This window comes from Actinokineospora diospyrosa (assembly GCF_024171925.1).
GTDB classification, from domain to species: domain Bacteria; phylum Actinomycetota; class Actinomycetes; order Mycobacteriales; family Pseudonocardiaceae; genus Actinokineospora; species Actinokineospora diospyrosa.
Genome location: NZ_JAMTCO010000004.1, coordinates 526,630 through 545,388, shown reverse-complemented (window position 1 = coordinate 545,388; position 18,759 = coordinate 526,630). Strand labels below are relative to the sequence as shown.

Below are 18,759 nucleotides of genomic sequence, written 5' to 3'. Positions count from 1 at the left end.
CGGGTGTCGTAGGGGCCCCGCGCAAAACAGGTCCACCGCATCGAGCTTTTACGCATTGTCGCGGATCGGGCCCGATGTTGCCGCCAGGCAACGAGGCGTCCGATCCGGTGGCCGAGGTCGCCGCCAGGCGACGAGGCCGACCCCCGGAGCCGAAGGCGGAGGCACCGAAGTCCTTGCCCCGCACTCCCAACCCCGGCCTACGCCAAGATCAACCTGATCGAAAGCCCCCAAATACACAGCCTACCGAGCAACACCGACACAACGGCAGCACCAAGCAGCACCCTGTGGACAACCAGACCCGTTGTGGACAACCAACCACCGCAGGCCTCATCCGCAAGATCATCCGCACCAAGACCCCCCAATACACAGCCTACCGACGCCCACCGACAAACCATCAGCAGCAACCAGCACCTGTGCACAACCAAAGCCATTGTGGACAGCTGAAACCATCGTGGAGAGATGAAGCGATCGTGGAGAGCTGAAGCCATTGTGGACAACCCATCCCCACCAAGCGCCCATCCCCGACCCAGCCGCTAGACCAGCACACACAACCCCGAAGAAGCCGCAAAGGGCGACCCCCAAAGGAGCCGCCCCCGCAGACCACCCACAACCAAACCCAACTAACCCGAAGCGCCAGCACTAGCACCAGAAGTCGACTCCGGCGCACCGACAGCAACCTCACCGCTCGTCACATGAGCCGCTCCAACAGACCCATCAGGAGCGGCCTCCGGCTCCGCCGAAGCAGTCGGCCGCCGCATCCCCACCAGCGCTGCCACCACCGCCACCACGGTGATCACCGAAGAACCCCACCAAACGCCGTCTTTCCAGACTGTCCACAGTGCTACGCCCAACGCGGGCCCCACCGCGTACCCGATCTGCATCGGGAACGCGGCTGCGGCGATGTAGCGGCCGCGGAGTCCGGGCGGTGCCACCTGTCCTGGGTAGGCCGAGGCGGTGGGGGTTCCGATGATTTCGCCCAGGGTCCACACCAGGGTCGCGACCACGAACATGGCGATGGCGGGGCCGGCCACGTAGAGGTTCATGCCTACGCCGACTAGGCCGACGCCTAGGGCGACGGCGATCTTTGCGGGGAGGCGTTGGACGAACTTGGTGAAGGGGAGTTCCAAGGCGATGACGACGACTGCGTTGAGGGAGAGGAGGACCGCGTAGAGGCCGGGCGCGTGGCCGTCGGCCGTGACTTGGAGGGGGAGTACCGAGACGTGCTGGATGTAGACGACGGCGTTGAGGAAGAGGGCGAGCATGAAGAGGGAGTAGCCGCGGTCGGAGAGGACCGTCAGGTACGACTTGCGGGGGGCCGTGTCCGCGGTGGGCTCGTCCTTGGCGGAGGTCACCGTGTGCGGTAGCCGGAGCGCGAAGAGGGCGAATACGACGGAGGTGATCGCGTCGACGTAGAACATGAGGTCGTAGGAGTACGAGATCAGCAGGACGCCGAGGAGCGGGCCCGCCGTTGTCCCCAGGTTGAATGCCAGTCGATAGACCGCGAAGACCATGACGTGGTGTTTGTCCGGGGTCAGTTCGACCAGCATCGCCGAAGAAGCGGGGCGGTAAGCCTGGGCGAGTAGACCGGTCGCGGCGGCCACCGCGAGTACCGCCCACAAGACGGTCAGGTGTACGAGGAGCGCAGTGAGCAAACCGGCTCCGGCCATGGACACCACGATTGTCCACCGGTAGCCGAAACGGTCGGAGATGGTGCCGCCGAGTAGAACTCCGACGACCGAGCCAACGCCGTAGGCGCCCAGCGCGATACCGGCGGCGGGCTCGCTAAAGCCCTTCTGGGTCAGGTAGAGGACCAGGTAGATCTGCAGGAAGTTGCCGAGGCGGTTGACCAGCATGCCCACCAGCAGCAGCCATACCGGGCGGGAGATCTGCCGCAGCGTCTGGACCACGGAGGGGTGATCGGTGGAGTTCGCCATCACGCGTCCACCTCGACCGGCGTCCCGGTCAGCTCCACCAGGTCCGTCGGGTTCGCCAGTGCCGCCTTGGCCTCCTCCGGGCTGTCCGCGACGGCGATGACCCGGCCGTACCGGGCGATGTACCCGCGCGGCGGCAGGCGCAGCACGGCGCCGGGGTCGGTCATGGCGATCGCGTCGTGGATGTGCGGGGTGAACCGCTCCTCGTGCACGACGATCTCGTCGACGCGGGTGTCGCGCTCGGGGTAGAGGAACGCCACGGCCGCGGTGCGCCGGTGCTGGGGAGTCGTGTCCGGCACCCGACCGGCGGCGACGTCGGCCGCCGCCAGGGCGATGTCCACGCCGCTGGCCAGGTGGCCGAGGTAGGGGATCATGTCGCCGCCGAGGCGGGCGTTGACCTCCAGCAGGCGGGGGCCGCGCGAGCCGAGCCGGAACTCGGTGTGCGTGACGCCGGTGTGGAACCCGAGCGCCTTGTGCGCCCGCTCCAGCGCCTCCAGCAGCTCCGGGTCGGTCAGCAGGGGGTCGGTCGCGTCGACCACGTGCCCGGTCTCCTCGAAGAACGGGTCGAACCCGACCTGCTTGTGCGCCACCGCCAACGGCACGAACCGGCCGTCGTGGAAGACAGCGTCAACGCTGATCTCCGGGCCGTCGACGTACTCCTCGACCAGCACGGACATGTCGAACACGGGCACACCCGGGTAGGTGATCGCCGTCGCCGCGGCGTAGGCAGCCTCGACCTCACCGGGGTCGCGGGCGAGCTTGACGCCCATGCTCCCGGCCAACCCGCGCGGCTTGACCACGACCGGGTACCCGATCTCCTCGGCGGCGGCCAACGCCCCGGCCAGGTCGTACACCCCGATGGACCCGGGCTGGGGCACCCCTGCCTGCGCGAGCGCGACCCGGGTGGCGTTCTTGTCCCTGCACGCCGCGATCGCCTCGGGCGAGTTCCCCGGCAGCCCCAACGCGACGCTCACCGAGGCCGCGGGCCACACCAGCCCCTCGTCGTAGCAGAACACCCCGGCCACCTCGTGCTCCGCCGCGACCTCCCGCGCCGCCGCCACGAGCGCGTCGTGGTCGGTGTTGTCCACGACGGTGTTGCCGACGACGTAGGGCCCCTCCCACGTCACGGCGGCGGGCTGCAGCAACCACAGCCGGTACCTGGCGGTCACCGACCGCAGGATGAACTCCCGGCCGCGCCGCGCGCTACTGCCGATGAGCAGCAACAACGGCTTCTGCCCCGCCTCGTTGTCCGACACCATCTCGGGCACTCCTCACCCAGCACTCGACCGCGGATTCCAACTCCTACCCCGTAGGAACACCGCCGCCCCCTCCGCCGTTGCACCCCTCCCCACCCGGGCGTGTCGGCTCCTGGGGCCGCCGGTCGAGGGACCACCCGATCATCCGCACAGCCTGGTCCTGCTGCCTTTGACCTGAGCTCTCAACCGATGTGTGGCACTCACGCACGCTGGAACGGTCTGAAGTAATCTCTGCGTACTTGTCGAGCTCGCCGCAAAAGCGCTCGACGCGAGCTGTAGGAGTTGGCGGGAATGAGCAAGATGGTCAAGGCTCGCGCACAGGGCGACAGCGAACGCTGGTGGCCGGTGCGGGGGGCCTAGTCCGCGAAAAAGACGCCGAGGTCGCGCCCAAGTGGGCGCGACCTCGGCGTTTGCGGGTCTTCTAGGCCGTCAGCGGCGGGGTGAACTCGGCCAGCATGCTGGCCAGTTGCGCGTGGGTCAGGTCGCACAGCGCCGCCATCTGCTCGACGACGGCGGGCTTGAGTTCGACGACACCGTTGTAATCCCCGTCGGAGTGCAGGAGGTTGTTCGCCCACCTGCGAAGCAGGCCGAGCTCGGCGCGCTCGTCCAGTGCCAGCGTGCGCAGGTCGACCAGGATGTCCAGCGTCAGCAGGTCGATCTCCGCTCGCTGCAGCGCGGTTCCCAGTACCCAAGGGGCGGGCGTTCCGAGCGTGTGGCACAGCTCCACGAACCTGGCCACCGTGCAGTGACGTGAACCTTGTTCATATGTTGCCACCGCCTGGCTGGTGATCTCCGAGTTGAGGCGTGTGGCCAGGTCCAGCCTCGTCCAACCGCGGTGCTCGCGTATTGACCGCAGCTCCCGCCCCACTGCGCAGGCGATGTCGTGCGGGCTGGGATCTCGTCCCCCGTCAAGCACGTGACACCTCATCTCCCCGTGCGGTGCCGAGGAGGAACGCGCTGTGAGTTCGCTTTCAGGCGCACGAGATTCCTCCTTCTGTTGGCAAATTTCCGCATGGCGGGTAGCGCGCGGATCACCGGTGGGGAATTCGGGTCGGTGACTGAATGCCTTGTGCGGCGCGAGATCCGCGAGCGGTGCGAGAATACACAGGCTCGACGGGTGGGTGACGCGGGGGTTGGTTGGGTCTTTTTGGTCATGTCGTTCCCTCTGGTGGACCCTCTTCGAGGCGGCGTCGAAGATCAAGTTCCATTGCCCGGTTTCCCAGCTGTGAATACAATTCGATTGCCCGCAGTCGATGGGTGCTCGTCGCGGCCCGATCGCCCGACCCCGCCGCGATCGCCCCGAGCAGCCGGTGCGCCTCGGCCATTGCCGGGACCCGGTTCCCCTCTTCGGCCAGCGAAAGCCCTTTGCCCGCGCAGTCCCGGGCGGCGCCGAGTGCCTCGCGTGCCAAGTGGACCTCCGCCAGGCGCAGGTGGACCAGCGTGGTGGCCGGAATGTCTTGTGCGGGCTCGACCAGCCTGAGTGCCTTGGCGCAATACGAGGCTGCCATGTGGTGCTCACCCCGGTCCGCGAGCACCGCGGCCATCCCGCACAGGCAGCGCGCCTGCAGCGACTCGTCGCGCAGCTCCTCGGCCGCCACCTTGGCCTCGTGGAAGTGGATCATGGCGTCATCGGTGCGCCCGCCCGCCCGCAAAGCGACACCGAGGTAGTACTTCGTCCAGCTGAGACCTTCCTGGTCGTGCTCTTGCCTGGCCAGCTCCAAGCTGCGCTCGAACAGAGCGGCGGCTGCCTCGTGGTTGTCCCGCAACACCTCGAGCTTGCCCAGGTGATAGAGGGTGCTGAGCTGGGCGCGTGCCATCCCGGCCCGTGTCGCGCACCCCAGCGAGATGTCGAGGTACTCCTTGGCCCGCTCAAGCTGCCCGAGTTCCATGTATGAGCGAGCCAGGTAGAGCAGCGACGACCCCTCTGCGATCTCGTTGCCTTCCGCGCGGGCAGAGATGACGGCGGCCTCTCGCACCAACCGGCAATCCTCAGCGTAAGAGCCGTGCTCTTCGTAGAAGGTGAACGCTGCGTTGGGGAGTCGCCAGGCGTACCCGTGGTAGCCCTGGCGTGAGGCCTGCAAGACGGAGGAGACCAAGTTCGCGCGCTCTTCCGCGAAGAAGATTCGCGCTTGGCGTGGCAACATGACGCTTGGTGGCTGGATTTGCGGCTCAACCGGCATCGGCGGCGGCAACGGGTGTTCGGGGATGAGCGCCCGATCCGCTTCGATTGCCTGCGCGAGGTAGAAGGCAAGCATCCGGCGTTCCGCGGCACCGCACTCGGCTGGGATGTCGTCGTCGGCTGCGAAGCGGCGGGCGCTTTCCCGAAGCAAGTCGTGGTAGCGGTATCGCTCGACGCCATTCGATCTGGAGATCAGATGCGCTCCCACCAACGTTGCCAGCGTATCGCCAACTTCCTCTTTGGGGCGCCCGAGACCCGCGGCGGCGACCTCAACGCTGAAGTCGTACCCGAAGTGCAGGCTCAGCAGGCGGAACGCGCGCCGAGCAGGAGTGGTCAACATGCGGTAGGACTGCGCGAAGACCGAGTGCGGTGTCACGTCCTGATCGCCGGTAGCGCCAAGCTTCAACAGCCTGCGACGCAGCGCGCTAAGGCGGTCTACGCCGTCCGCATCCTTGATCTGACAGTCCGCGATGTTGTAGCCAAGTACCGTTAGCGCAAGAGGGAGTCCGCCGCACAGGCCAGCTAGCTCCTCGAGGCTTTGCTCGTCCACAGTCGACTGAGCACCGGCTTGAACCCTCAGAAGGGCTAGTGACTCGTCCGAGAGGAGTTGCGGAACGACGATCCTGCGGACGCTGTAGCCGGTGCTAAGTCCGGAGAGCCGCTGCCTACTGGTGACTAGGACAAGACTGCCTGCCAGAAGCGGGACGATTTCGCGTATCTGCGCGGAGTCGCGTGCGTTGTCCAACACCGTTAGCGTCACCTTCGCTGACAGCGTCTCTCGCAGCAGCGCTTCCTTCTGCCCCAGCGATCTCGACAGGCTCTTGCCGTGCCCGAGGTGGGTGAGGAAGCTGTCGACGATGGTGGCATGGTCGACTTCGCGATACTGGGAGAAGCCATGCAGGTCGATGTAGAGGATCCCGTCCGGGTAGCGCCTCTTGGCTCGATGAGCCCACCGGACCGCTAGAGCGGTCTTTCCGACGCCTGGCATGCCCTCGACGAGCACGACACCCCGGAGAGGGCGGCCCTTGGCGTCAGACGTCAAAGCATCCAGAGCGCGAAGAAGTGCAGAGCGGCCAACGAAGTCTGTGATGTCGTGCGGCAGCATCTGCGGGGGCTCCGCCAAAGCCATCGCTGGACGGGATGTCGCACGCCTCGCATGGAGTTCTTCGTGATGCTTGGTGAGGTGCTTGGCGCTGTGGAGATCGCCTTCTTGCGCCATCTGGCGTCGTACGCGCGTGAAGTACTCGATCTCATCCTGCCTACGCCCTAGCGCGTGCAGGGTGGTCATACGCAGCCGGTGTAGGCGGTATGAGCTGGGGTGTTCGGCTTGTAGTTGCTCTAGTACCTGAAGGGCATCGGCCGCTCGATCCAGCTTGAGCAGGCCGGTGAGGCGGATGAAGTGGGCAGGCAGCACCTGGTTCTGCTCGAACCCGTACCGCCACCCGGCCGCGGGCTCCGAGGTCAGGTCGTCCAAGGGCGGCCCGCGGAGCAGGCTCAGGGCCGAGGTGACCTGTTCCATCGCGCCTGCCGGGTCACCCTGCTCGATGTGCACCCGTGCGGTGCGCAGCCGTTCGCCGAAGATGTGGAAATCGATCGACTTGCGGTCGACTTCCAGTCGGAACGTGCCCCGGCTGTTGGTGAGCTTGAACGTCATCCCGTGCTGCCCGAGCAGGTTACGGATCTTGGTGGCGTAGTTGTCGAGAGTGCCGAGCACGTTCCTGGGGTGCTCTTTCTCCTCGTCCCACACCCAGTCCACCAGCGTGCCCGCTGACACGGCGCCGCCCGCTCGAACCAGCAGCGATGCCAACATCGCGCGGGCCTTCGGCGTGATCCCGGCCTCCACCAGCGGCCCGTTGGCGACACGGACCGCTGTCTGTCCTAGGATTCCTAGCGCAGGCTCCACCGGCGTACACCCCTTGAAGGCGAGCCGACCCAGTCAGGGCGACTCTTGCCCGCTGTGCGTCAGTTGAGTCTACCGACCGCGTAACGTTTGCCAAAGACGCTGCGAATGCCAAGAACTGGCCAGTTCTGAGGAACCCGCAGCCGGCCGGAATCAGCGGAACAACCGGGGTTGCTCGCGGTGGGCTGTTGTTGGTGGTTCTTGCGCCGCTTGAAAGTGAACTGACCACCTGTGCCGCGATCCTTGTTGTGTCGGTTCGGATGCCAGCGCACGGAAGGGGTTGCGGTGAGGCAGGGGGAACGGGATCGGGGAGGATTCCCGGCACCAGGGGCGGGGGGATCGCGGTGAGCGGGGAGGCGCGCTGGGTGCGCAGCCCCGTCAGCCGGGTGGACCGCCATTGGGCGACCAACCCGAACTGCAAGTCGGTGTTGGTCATGGTTCCGCACATCGTTGCGGGAACGCGGTTGTTCGACCTGTTGGCGTTGCTGGAGAACGACAAGCGCTTGCAGGTGGTGTTCACACAGCCGGAGTCGTGGGAGACCTGGCAAGCCACACACGACTTCTTGGCCGTCCGGGGCGGGGTAGTCCTGCCGTGGGCTCAAGCCAGGCGGGAGCGGTACGACTTGGTGTTGGCGGGGAGCATCCGTGGTATGGACGAGGTGAACGGACCCGCGTTACTCATACCGCACGGCGGTGGGCTCGCCCAGTACCGCCGGTGGCGGCCTGAGACGACGGGGGAGTCGTGGGCACCGGTGCTGAACATGGATCGGGACCAACTCATGCGGCACGGGAAGGTTTTGGCGGAAGCCATCGTGCTCACGCATGACGACGAGATGGAGGTTCTTACGGTCGCCTGCCCGCCTGCGGTGCCTTACGCGGTCGTGGCGGGAGATATCGCGTTCGACAGGATGACGGCGAGCCTGCCTTTGCGTGATCACTACCGCGCGGAGTTGGGCTTAACGCCGGGCCAGGAGTTGGTGGTCGTCAGCTCGACTTGGTCCACCGCGTCGGCCTTCGGTCGTCGCCCGGACCTCTTCGACGTGGTGCAGCGGGAACTCCCGGCGGACAGGTACCGGGTCGTCGGGCTGCTGCACCCCAACGTGTGGTCGCACCACGGTGCCTGGCAGGTCAGGACCTGGTTGGCGGACAACATGCGGTCCGGTCTGGGGTTGGTGCCACCGGAGGAGGGGTGGCGCGCGGCCCTGGTCGGCGCCGACCACGTGATCGGCGACTACGGCTCGGTCACGACCTTCGCCGCGGGCCTCGGCAGGCCGATCCTCAGGTCCGCCGAGCCGGACGGCCCGCTGCGGCCGGGGAGCCCGTCGTCCGTGCTGGCGGAGGTCGCCCCCCGGTGGGAGCCGGAACGGCCGCTGGAAGCCCAGCTGGCGGCCGCGCGGGCGCTGTGCACGCCGGAGCTGGGCAGCCGGGTGCGCGGGCTGCTGACGTCGCGTCCAGGGGCGGCGGCGGCCATCCTGCGCGAGGCGATGTACCGGTTGCTGCGGTTGGTGGAACCGGACCAGTCCGTTGTGCCCCTGTCATTGCCCGCCCCTACGCTGCTCGCATCATGATCGACAGTGATGTGCTCACGGTGGTGACCGCGCACGCGGTCGCCACCGGCAGCCCAGGGCTCTGGCGGTGCCTCGTCGACGGGCACGAGGTGGATTTCGTGCTCGGAACCGGGCCGGGGGCCGGCCCCTGGTCGCTGCTCGACGTGCTCGTGCTGGAGGGGCGGGCCAGCCACGCCGAGGCCCGCGAGGCGCTCACCTGGGCGCTGCGCGAGCTGACCGGGCTCGCCCTGGCCGCGACGACCTGCCCGGACGGCACGTGCCTGTTCGCGGCGCGGACCGGTGAGGTGGTCGCCGTCCCCGGTGCGCCAGCGGTGGTCGGCGCCGCGCTGGCCTACCTCGGGACGCTCGTCGGGTGTGGGCTCGGTGGGCTGAGCTCAGTCACCAGAGCCGCCCCGCACGGCGCGCAACCGGGCGGTGGCGCGCTCGAGCTGTGGGCCGCCCACTTCCTCGGCCAGCGACACGGCGTCGGTGAAGTGCCGCTCGGCGGCCGTGCGGTCACCCTGCTGCTCGCGCACCTCGCCGAGGGCCAGCAGGGCGGTCACCTGGTACGTGGCTGAGCCTGAGCCACGTAGCAGCGCAAGTGCCTCTTCGATGCGGCGGGCGGCGGTGTCAAACGCGCCGTCCGCCGCTTCTATGCGGGCCAAAGCGACGTCGACCTTCGCCTGGTTCATCCAGTCGGACACCGCGGCGAGCTTGACGCTAGCGGTCTTGAGCTCGACGGCTGCTTCAGCCAGGCGGTTGGCGCCTAGTAGGGCCTCACCGATCCTCCGGTATCGCAATGCCACGCCTCTTGCGATACCGAGTTCCTCCTCGATGGCGAGGCTCTTGCGGTACCAGGCAATGGCCGCGTCGACATCCCCCTGCCCTTCCTCTGCCATGCCTAGCTGGTTCAGTGCCACAGATTCGTTGCGTTGATGCCCGGTTCGTTGAGCCAGCTCTTGGGCGATCCTGCACTCTCGTTCGGCATCATCGAACCGGTGCAGGTCCAGGTAGGCTCGCCCGAGCTGGCACCGAAGTCTTGCCTCGGCATCCTTGGCCGCGCACCGGTGCGCGGCAGCGATACCTATCTCGTGTGAGGCAATCCATTGCCCGTAGTGCTTGCGGTGCAAGAATATTTCCCAGAGCGCCTCACACACTTGCCAAGCAAGGTCGTCCCAACCCCGGGCATCGGTGTCTTCCAAAACCGCGAGCAGGTTTGGCAGTTGCCCGTCGAGCCACTCGACAGCGTCTCCTGAGTTCTCAAACGCTTTCCCTGGCCCTTCCAACCTGTCGGCGACTGGGCTGATCCGCCAGCGGTTGGGGATGACTACGAGGTTCGCGCGGGTCGCTTGTTCCAGGAACCACTGCGCGATCGCTCGGCGCGCTTGTTCTGCCTCATCGCCCCCCTGCTCCGCGTGGTCACGCGCGTGGAGGCGTACCAGGTCGTGGTAGCGGTACCTGTTGGCGTCGAGTTCCTCCAGCAGGCTTGCGTCCACCAGTGCTTGCAAGGCGTCCTCCGCGTCGTCCTCGGGCATACCCGCGGCGGCGGCCGCAACCCCGACGCCGAACTCGGGACCGGGGTGCGTGCTTGCCAATCGGTACAGCCGGGCCTCTTCGTCTGCCAGTGCCTGGTAGGAGAGGTCGAATGTGGCGGTGATCGACGAATCGTCCTCTAGAGACAGTCGAGCCAACCGGTTGCGCTCATCGCTGAGCTCGGCAACCACGCGCGACACCGGCCACCGTGGTCGAGCCGCCAAGCGTGCCCCGGCGACTCGTAGGGCGATCGGCAGCCCTCCGCAGAGTTCGACCAGCTCGCCGACCTCATCGCGCTCATCGTCGACGCGACGGGTGCCCAACGAGCGGACGATGAGATTGACCGCCTGCTCATGCGGTAGCGGGGGGAGCTCGATGAACTCCGCGCCGTCCATGTGCAGTCCGCTCAACCGCAGTCTGCTGGTGACCAGCACGATGCTGTCCTCCGACGCGGGAACCAGCGGCCGCACCTGCGCCGCGGACAGGGCGTTGTCCAGCACGACCAACATTTGTCTACGCGCGGTGAGGCTGCGGAACAACGCCGTCTGCTCTGCCAGGTCGACCGGCACCCGTTCCGGTGGAGTGCCCAACGCGCGCAAGAAGCCGCTAAGCGCTTGCTCAGTCGGCAGCGCGCTTGTGGCGGAGAACCCGCGCAGATCAGCGTAGAGCTGGCCGTCCCTGAAGCGATCGGTGTTGCGGGTTGACCACGTAACGGCCATGGCGGTCTTGCCCACGCCACCTGTGCCAGTTAGCACTACCAGGCCAGCTCGGCCGGTTCCCGCTGTGCGCACTTGACCGATCCGGGCCATCTCGGCCTCTCGATCGGCGAAATGTGCTGGCGGTGGAGGGAGTTGCCACGGCACAACCGGGGGTTGACCACTGTGGTGAAAATGCACACCGCCGTGGATCACCCCGGACTGCACCGAAGGTGCCGCGATCGTGCCCTCCACGCGGTTGTCCACCCGCGTTGCTGAGTAACCGTCGCCATCCGACCCGTGCGCGCCGCCCCGCGCCGTCATCCCATGCGCCCCCTTCCGCTCCTCTTGGAGCGTAAGAAGGTTTCGGGCCGGACTAACACCGCCAGACTGAGGACAGCCCCAATCGTGTAGACCCCAGCGGCGCGTTGCCCGGTCGTTCCCCCTCGACCGCCCCCCGATGGCCGCTCCGCCGAACGGAGACGACCAGCCCATGGACTTGATCGTCCACGTCGGCCAGGTCGCTACGTTCGGTGCGTCACACAGCGGATGATTGGGCCGTTTCCCCACTTCTGGCGCGTCCGAGTGGTGGCCTGCGCACGGAACGCGACGTCTGTAGCTAGGGGTTGGTGTGCGCGGCGATGTAGGAGCTGAGGCTTTCGGTAGGGGGACCGTCGGCGGTGATGGTGCCTTGGTCGAGGACGATGACGCGGGTGGCGGTGGCAGCTAGTTCCAAGTCGTGGGTGATGAGGATGACCTGGTGGTCCAGTTCGGTGATCAAACGGGTGATGCGGTGCCGGTTTCGTAGGTCCAGCAGGGTGGTGGGCTCGTCGAAGATGATGTGGGTCGGGTTGGTGATGAGGACCGCCGCGATGGCGAGGAGTTGCTTCTGACCGCCGCTGAGGAGATGGGCGGGGTGGTGGCGGTGGGCGGCTAGACCGTACTCGGCTAGGGCGGCCTCTACGCGGGCTTCGCGTTCGGGGCGGGGGATCCCGTGGTGTTTGAGGCCGAAGTCGAGGTCTTCCACCACCGTGGGCATGATGATCTGGATGTCGGGGTCCTGGAAGACGAAGCCCACCTTGCGGCGGATCACCTTGCCGTGCTTCTTCGTGTCCAGGCCGTCTACGAGAACCTGGCCTTCTGTAGGTAGAAGCAAGCCGTTGAGCAAGCGTGCGAGGGTGCTCTTGCCGGATCCGTTGGCGCCGACTATGGCGATGCGCTGTTCGGTGAGGGACAGATCTATGCCACGCAAGACCTGGTGATCGCCGAAGCGGTGGTGGACGTTGCGTAGCTCGATCACGCGGCTTGCCTAGGCTGCACAAGGGGGTATGCGCGGCGAACTGTTACCGCGGTCAATGAGGCGACGATGATTTTGGCGAGGTCGCCGGGTAGGAAGACCACCGAGCCCGTGATGGCCTTGCCTAGTGGCAGATTCGCGGACATCGCCATCCACGGGATCCCGATGACATACAGCACCAAGGCTCCGCCTATCGCGTTCGCCAGCAGTGCGTAGGCCACGTTGTACCGCCGCCACAGCCATTCAGTGATTAGACCTGTCACGAACGCGCCTACGGGGTACGCGAGGATGAAGCCGCCGGTAGGGCCAAGGATCACGCCGATGCCGCCGCGTCCACCGGGGAGCACGGGTAGGCCGATGGCCACCAGGACCACGAACAGCAGGATCGCCAGCCCGCCACGGCGAGCACCCAGGATCGACCCGGCGAGCATGACGCCCAGGGTCTGGGCCGTGAACGGGGCGGGCACCAGCGGTAGCTCGATGAGCGGGAACAAGCCGAGCACCACGGTGATCGCCGCGAACAGCGCCACCAGCGCGATGTCCTTGCTGCGCAAGGGAGTCCTCCTAGTCGGAACCGGCGCCGCGCGCCTCGAGGGCGTCCCCGAGGCCGTCGGCGAGCCGCAATGTCTTGATCAGCAAGGGCGTGAGGAACCGGGTGCTCCGACGCACGCCCCTGGCCCGTTGCGCCGCGCGCACCTGGTCGGCCTGCTCTTTGAGCACCGGGATGAACCGGACGGTCATCGCGACCACCAGGCCGACCCGCTCCGGCCGCACCCCCAGGGGTCGCAGCGGGCGCAGCACGGCCTCCACGGTGGCGACCATCGCCGAGGTGCGCGTGGTCAGCGTGACCAGGTTCGCCAACGCCACCAGCACCACGATCCGTTGACCGACCAGCGCGGCCGTCACCCAGTCGGTCAGCAACACCTGGGCGACGACGATGACCGCCAGTACCGGCAGGATCGGCAGCAGGTGCCGCAACCCCACCCGGGCCGGGACCCGGGCGAGCGCGTAGCCGAGCACGACCACGCCCATCGCCACGCCGAGCGCGCCGATCGACCGCACGAAGAACAGGCCGGTACCCGTGCCGAGCAGCACCAGCAGCTTCGCCCCGGCGGGCATCGCGTGCACGGGGGAGCGCGCCTCGTGGTACAGGCTCAGCATCGCTCGTCCCCGCAACATCGGATGGTCGGTTGATTCGCCGCCGAACCTACCAGCGCGCTTTCCGGATCGACCGATAGTCCTCACCGGTGGGCCGTTGTCGCTACCGCCTCTTGACAGGACCTACGAGCCCGCCACCTGCAACAACACCATTCCGTCTTAGCGTGAATTGGACCACACGGCCGCTGGGAAATGGCGTGCTATAGAGCGACCGCGACTATCCCTGGACGGTAGCGACAACCGGTTCGGCTTCACGGGCCCGGGCGAGCTGGGTGACCCCGAACGCGGCGACAATGCCGAACACGGCGGCGAGGGTAAGCGAGACCGGCGACGCGCCCAGGTCCTCGTTGAGGAACACGACCCCGATCACGGTAGCGCTGACGGGGTTCACCAGGTTGGTCACAGCCAGTGGCGCACCGAGGCCGTTGCGGTAAGAGCGCTGCGTCAGCACTGTCGCGCTGATCGCGAAGGCGGCGATAGCGAGGATGGTGAAGATGGTGACCGGCCACAAGAGGAAGGCTGGTCCACTTGCGCCGAAGTGGATGACCGCTGTCTGGCACAGGGCCGAGCACACGGCGAAGGCGAGCCCGCCTGCCGCAGCCTCCCAGATCGTCGACGCGTTGGGACGGCGCCCACGCAGACCGAGAACGGCGACGATCGCGCTCGCGACCGCCAGCAGGATGGTCAGCTCACCGGAACTCAGCGGCTCCGAGCGCCCCGCGGTCGCGATGATCATCGTGAGCCCGGCGAGGCCGACCACGGTGCAGGCCATCCCGCTCAGTTCCAACCCGGTGACCCGCCGCTTGGCCGCGCTCGCCGCGAACGGCACCGCGATCACCAGCGTCAGCACGCCGAGCGGCTGGATGAGCGAGAGCGGGCCGAACCCGAGGGACACCACGTGCAGCGCGGCGCCGCCCGCGTTGAGCAGCTGGGCGACCCACCACACCGGAACCCGGGTCAGCTCTCGCACCGAGAGGTGGCCCAACCGCGCCTGGATCAGTGCCGCGATCGCGTAGATGATCGACACCGCCACGCACAGCACGATGGTGATGGCCAGGTCGCTCACCGGTTCGCCCCCTCGGTCTCCTCCAACCGAGCAGGCACAATCCAGCGTCGGCACGCAACCCCAGAATAGTCTGGGGGCCGCCCGACCTGAGGCGATTTGACCGAAGTCACACGTTGGTGACCGGCGTCACGGCTGGCCGCTGTCGATCGAGGGACACCCCGGTTCGACAGGTGGGCAACGGCACTCGAGGAGGACCCCGATGAGCAAGATCACCTGCGACATGGCGATGTCGATCGACGGCTTCGTGGCAGGCCCGAACCAGAGCCTGGACGCCCCGCTCGGCGAGGGCGTCGGCGACGACCTGCACCGGTGGATGTTCGAGGCCGCCGAGGACAACGCCGCCGAACTCGCCGAGATCACCGCCGCGGGCGCGTTCATCATGGGCCGGAACATGTTCGCCCCCGACCGCGGCGACTGGGACCTCTCCTGGACCGGCTGGTGGGGCGCCGAGCCGCCGTACCACGCCCCCGTGTTCGTCCTGTCCCACCACGAGCGGGAGGACCTGGCGATGGAAGGCGGCACCACCTTCCACTTCGTCACCGGCGGCATCACCGAGGCACTGTCGCGAGCCAAGACCGCAGCAGGCGACAAGTCCATCTCCATCGCCGGCGGCGCCTCGACCGTGAACCAGTTCCTGGCGGCTGGCTTGATCGAGGAACTCCGCCTACACATCGCCCCGGTGGTGCTCGGCCAGGGTGAACGCCTGTTCACCGAAGTCGGCCGAATCAACCTAACCCCCACCGCGGTCCGCCACACCCCCCTCGTCACCCACCTCAGCTACACAATCGGGTGATGACACCCCTGGCGGGCCGCGCTCACCGCAAGGTGGGATTCCCCCAGGCCAACTCCGACGGCCGCCTGGACAGGCCACCGTTGACCTTGCCCAACGGCGAGGCGGGCGGCGCCGGTCGGAACATCTCCAGCCGCAACCGCCGGGTGTCGGTCAGGTCGAGGTCGACCGCTAGCGGTTTCCCCAACACCACCGTCTGCTCCAAGCGGGGCTTCTCGTCCAGCACGACGACCACCCGCCCGACCTGGAAGGGCTCCTCGGCGTCGTCGACGATCCCGACCACCGCGGTCAGCCTCCGGTAGACGCCCCTCCCCAGGTCGAGTTCGAGGAAGCTCCGCGCTGTCGGGATCTCCTCCGGGCGCAAGAGGATGCTGTCGCTGTAGGGGACGCCGTCGATGGTGGCACTTCCGATGTGGATGTCGTCGCTGTGGTCCAGCCATCGTTCCCGGTCGGTGAGCGAGTCACGCGGGTGGTCGCGCGGGGTGCTCGCCGCGCCGCCGCGCCACGGTCCTCGTTCGGGCATCGGGTGCGCGCTCTCGCCGGTGATGGCGGAGATCAAGGAGTTCACCGCCGATTCGGTGTACGCGGCGATCTCGTACCGCGTCGTGGAGTACGGGGCGAGGAACATCGGGATGTCCTCGATCGACCCACCCGGCAGCACTACCGGCAGCACCCGTTCCGTGCCCTGCCGCAGGTTCCGCGTCAGGTGGTCGCGGATGATCGCCGCCTCGAACTGCGCGCCGCGGCCCACGTGCGACTCGGCGCGCCCCTCCGCCCTCAGCCGGTACTGCGGTGAGGCGATCACCAGGACGAAGTCGGACTCGCGCAGGTGCTCCATCGCCCACAACGACCAGTCCTGCCGCTTCCCGTCGGCCCACTGGTCAAGGTGTACGTCCAACCCGACCCGCGACCGCAAGAAGGTCGCGAACTCCCGCACGTCCCGCTTGTGCCGCTCGGTGTCGTGTGAATAGGTCACGAACACCCGCGGCGCGGAATCCTCCGACATGAACTCTCCCCACATTTCTCCCCGACCGGCGACACGCATTGTCGACGGCCCGGAGCCCTCGGTCGACCCCTGTCGCTGAATTGACGCCTCCTTGTCGTGCCCCCGCGTTCTGTCCACACTCTGTCCTGTTTCTGTCAGGTTTTCGCCACTGTCTCCTCAGTACACCCGGCCTTTACGATCAAACGCGCCCAACCGGATCACCCGAAGGAGCGATGGCACATCGTGTACCAGTACGACGTGTTCATCAGCTACGACCGGGAAAGCCGCACCGTGCGCCCCTGGGTGGACCGGCACCTCCACCCGAGACTGATCGACGCGCTCGACGACAACGCGACGGAAAAGGTGGAGGTCTTCTACGACCAGGCCGAGGTCGGTGGCGCCAAGTGGCCGCAGACCCTGTGTTCGGCGCTCCGCAGCGCCAAGGTCCTGGTCGCGGTGTACTCCCCGAAGTACTTCATCCGCGAGTGGTGCATGGCGGAGTGGCATTCCATGGCCGAACGCGAGGAGGTCGCGGGCACCGGCGGCCGGGGCTTGATCTTCCCGGTGATCTACAGCGACTCGGACAGCTTCCCGGAGTACGCGACCCAGCGGTGGATGTCCGACATGCGGAAGTGGCGTCAGCCGGACATCCAGTTCCAGGACAGCCTGGCCTACTTGGACTTCCGCGAAGCGGTGGACGCCCTGGCGGTGACGCTGCTCAACGGCATCGGGCTGTCCCCCGCCTGGCAGGAGTGGCCGGTGCGCCAGCCCGGCCCCGGTGTGCTGCCGACGATGAAGGTGCCGAGGTACTGATGCCCGGGACCGTGTTCACCTTCTACTCCTACAAGGGCGGCGTCGGCCGCAGCTTCGCCCTGGCCAACATCGCCGTCCTGTTGGCGCGGTGGGGCTTCCGCGTGTTGTGCGTGGACTGGGACCTGGAAGCGCCCGGGCTGCACGACTACTTCGAACCCCTGATCACCACACCGCCCACCGGTGGCGTGGTCGACCTGGTCGACGACTTCCGGACCGGCGCGGTCGTCGACCGCAGCGTCCAGGTGATCGGATCGCTGGACCTGCTCGCCGCGGGCGGTGACGATCCGAACTACGAGAGCAGGGTGCAGGCCATCGACTGGGGCCTGCTCTACGACGAGGGGTTCGGCGAGTACCTCGAGAAGTGCCGGGAACAGTGGATCGCGCGCTACGACTACGTGTTGCTCGACAGCCGGACCGGCGTGTCCGATGTCGGCAGCATCTGCACCGCTCAGCTCCCCGACCGGCTGGTGCTGCTGTTCACCGCCAACGCGCAGAGCATCCGCGGCGCCGTCAACGTCGTCGGATTGGCTGACGCGGCGCGTGAGCGGCTGCCGCTGGACCGCCCCCGGTTGACCGTCATCCCCGTGCTGTCGCGCTTCGACAGCCGCGACGAGTACGCGCAATCGGAGTACTGGCGCGGTGTGTGCCTGGACAAGACCAAGGGCCTGTACCACAACTGGCTCGAAGCCCGGGTCTCGGTCGCAGCGATGTCGCGCCACCTGACCATCCCGTACGTGTCCTATTGGGCGCTCGGCGAGCAGTTGGCGGTGGAGCAGGAAAAGACCCCGTCCACCGACCAGATCAGTTTCGCGCTGGAGACCGTGGCGGCCCTGATCGCGCACGACCTGGACCACACCCCGCTGCTCGCGGAGAACCGCGACGCCTTCGTCGCCGTGGTGCGCGACCGCAAACAGGAGTTCAGCCACGACATCCGGGTGAGCAGCTCGCACGTCGCCCGGCACGTGGCCAAGAGGTTGATCACCGAGTTGCGGTCCCTGGGGTTCGCGGCGGAGTGGTCCTCCTCCGGCGACCGGGACCTGCTGGCCCGTGCAGGCGACAGCGCACGGCACCTGTGCCTGGTCGTCGACCGCCAGCTGACCAGGTGGCAGGAAGCGGAGACGGAGCTGTTCCTCTACCGCACGGTCGGGCAAGACCGCCGCGTCGTCCCGATCCTCACCGAGGGCACGAGGGCCGGCGACCTGCCGGGGTTCGTGGCCAACCTGAGGCACCTGCGGATCGGTGCGTCGCTGAGCGCGGCGGCGGTCGCTCGCGCGCTGGCCGACCAGCTGCGCGGTGCCGTGGCCATCGTCGACAACGCACCGGAACTGGCGGAACTGCTCGAACAGGCCAAGCGGGCCAGGTTGAGCGCGCCGCGCTGGGAGTTGGTGGACGAACTGGTCCGCGAGCTGGTCACCGCCGCGGGTGCCGGGGACGGCGGCCGCACCCAGGAACTGGCCGCCGTGCTCGCCACGGCGATCGAGACACCGGCGGGCAGCAAGCACGACGTCCGGGAACCGGTGCCACCGCACACGGTGGAAGCCATCGAGTGGGGCATCGGGGCGTTGGCCGCCCGCGTGGTGAACCACGTTGAGAACAGCCACTAGGAGGG

At 67.5% G+C, this 18,759-nt stretch carries 14 protein-coding genes; 4 read left to right on the top strand and 10 right to left on the bottom strand.

Features of this window, described 5'->3' with window-relative positions:
• Positions 1-620 precede the first annotated feature (620 nt).
• The 4 genes from LV75_RS09445 to LV75_RS09430 form a co-directional block, all read right to left on the bottom strand.
• A complete protein-coding gene (locus tag LV75_RS09445; protein WP_253886428.1) occupies positions 621-1,934 on the bottom strand; it encodes an MFS transporter in 1,314 nt (437 codons plus the stop codon).
• The gene (locus LV75_RS09440) at positions 1,934-3,187 is read right to left on the bottom strand and encodes an ATP-grasp domain-containing protein (protein WP_253886427.1); all 1,254 of its coding nucleotides are present in this window, start codon (positions 3,185-3,187) and stop codon (positions 1,934-1,936) included. Before LV75_RS09440 ends, LV75_RS09445 begins: the two co-directional genes overlap by 1 nt.
• A 421-nt stretch (positions 3,188-3,608) precedes the next feature.
• Positions 3,609-4,115: a helix-turn-helix domain-containing protein gene (locus LV75_RS34820; protein WP_301318864.1), complete on the bottom strand. Its 507-nt coding sequence runs from the start codon at positions 4,113-4,115 to the stop codon at positions 3,609-3,611.
• A gap of 223 nt (positions 4,116-4,338) precedes the next feature.
• Positions 4,339-7,209 carry an AfsR/SARP family transcriptional regulator gene (locus LV75_RS09430; RefSeq protein WP_253886425.1) on the bottom strand — a complete coding sequence of 957 codons (2,871 nt, stop codon included), beginning with the start codon at positions 7,207-7,209 and terminating at the stop codon, positions 4,339-4,341.
• 401 nt (positions 7,210-7,610) lie between these two features.
• Between LV75_RS09430 and LV75_RS09425 the strand changes: the two genes are divergently transcribed.
• Entirely contained in the window at positions 7,611-8,834 is a 1,224-nt protein-coding gene (locus tag LV75_RS09425; protein ID WP_253886424.1) for a hypothetical protein, read from the top strand.
• A gap of 374 nt (positions 8,835-9,208) precedes the next feature.
• On the opposite strand, the gene LV75_RS09420 is transcribed toward LV75_RS09425, so the two are convergent.
• The 5 genes from LV75_RS09420 to LV75_RS09400 form a co-directional block, all read right to left on the bottom strand.
• The gene (locus tag LV75_RS09420; protein ID WP_253886423.1) at positions 9,209-11,080 is read right to left on the bottom strand and encodes a tetratricopeptide repeat protein; all 1,872 of its coding nucleotides are present in this window, start codon (positions 11,078-11,080) and stop codon (positions 9,209-9,211) included.
• 580 nt (positions 11,081-11,660) lie between these two features.
• A complete protein-coding gene (locus LV75_RS09415) occupies positions 11,661-12,341 on the bottom strand; it encodes an energy-coupling factor ABC transporter ATP-binding protein (RefSeq protein ID WP_253886422.1) in 681 nt (226 codons plus the stop codon).
• Positions 12,338-12,892 (bottom strand): biotin transporter BioY, encoded by a 555-nt coding sequence (locus LV75_RS09410; protein ID WP_253886421.1) that lies wholly within the window; start codon positions 12,890-12,892, stop codon positions 12,338-12,340. Before LV75_RS09410 ends, LV75_RS09415 begins: the two co-directional genes overlap by 4 nt.
• A gap of 10 nt (positions 12,893-12,902) precedes the next feature.
• Entirely contained in the window at positions 12,903-13,499 is a 597-nt protein-coding gene (locus LV75_RS09405) for an energy-coupling factor transporter transmembrane component T family protein (RefSeq protein ID WP_253886420.1), read from the bottom strand.
• Between the two features lie 214 nt (positions 13,500-13,713).
• Positions 13,714-14,562: a DMT family protein gene (locus LV75_RS09400; protein ID WP_253886419.1), complete on the bottom strand. Its 849-nt coding sequence runs from the start codon at positions 14,560-14,562 to the stop codon at positions 13,714-13,716.
• A gap of 199 nt (positions 14,563-14,761) precedes the next feature.
• Here LV75_RS09400 and LV75_RS09395 point away from each other — a divergent pair, with 199 nt between their 5' ends.
• Positions 14,762-15,355 carry a dihydrofolate reductase family protein gene (locus LV75_RS09395; RefSeq protein WP_253886418.1) on the top strand — a complete coding sequence of 198 codons (594 nt, stop codon included), beginning with the start codon at positions 14,762-14,764 and terminating at the stop codon, positions 15,353-15,355.
• A 22-nt stretch (positions 15,356-15,377) separates the two neighbouring features.
• Here LV75_RS09395 and LV75_RS09390 read toward each other — a convergent pair whose 3' ends face one another.
• Positions 15,378-16,358 (bottom strand): SEFIR domain-containing protein, encoded by a 981-nt coding sequence (locus LV75_RS09390; protein ID WP_253886417.1) that lies wholly within the window; start codon positions 16,356-16,358, stop codon positions 15,378-15,380.
• A 222-nt stretch (positions 16,359-16,580) separates the two neighbouring features.
• Here LV75_RS09390 and LV75_RS09385 point away from each other — a divergent pair, with 222 nt between their 5' ends.
• Together LV75_RS09385 and LV75_RS09380 are read left to right on the top strand one after the other, a co-directional pair.
• Positions 16,581-17,150: a toll/interleukin-1 receptor domain-containing protein gene (locus LV75_RS09385; protein ID WP_253886416.1), complete on the top strand. Its 570-nt coding sequence runs from the start codon at positions 16,581-16,583 to the stop codon at positions 17,148-17,150.
• Positions 17,150-18,754 carry a KGGVGR-motif variant AAA ATPase gene (locus LV75_RS09380; protein ID WP_253886415.1) on the top strand — a complete coding sequence of 535 codons (1,605 nt, stop codon included), beginning with the start codon at positions 17,150-17,152 and terminating at the stop codon, positions 18,752-18,754. The genes LV75_RS09385 and LV75_RS09380 overlap by 1 nt, the downstream gene beginning before the upstream one ends.
• The last annotated feature ends 5 nt before the right edge of the window (positions 18,755-18,759 follow it).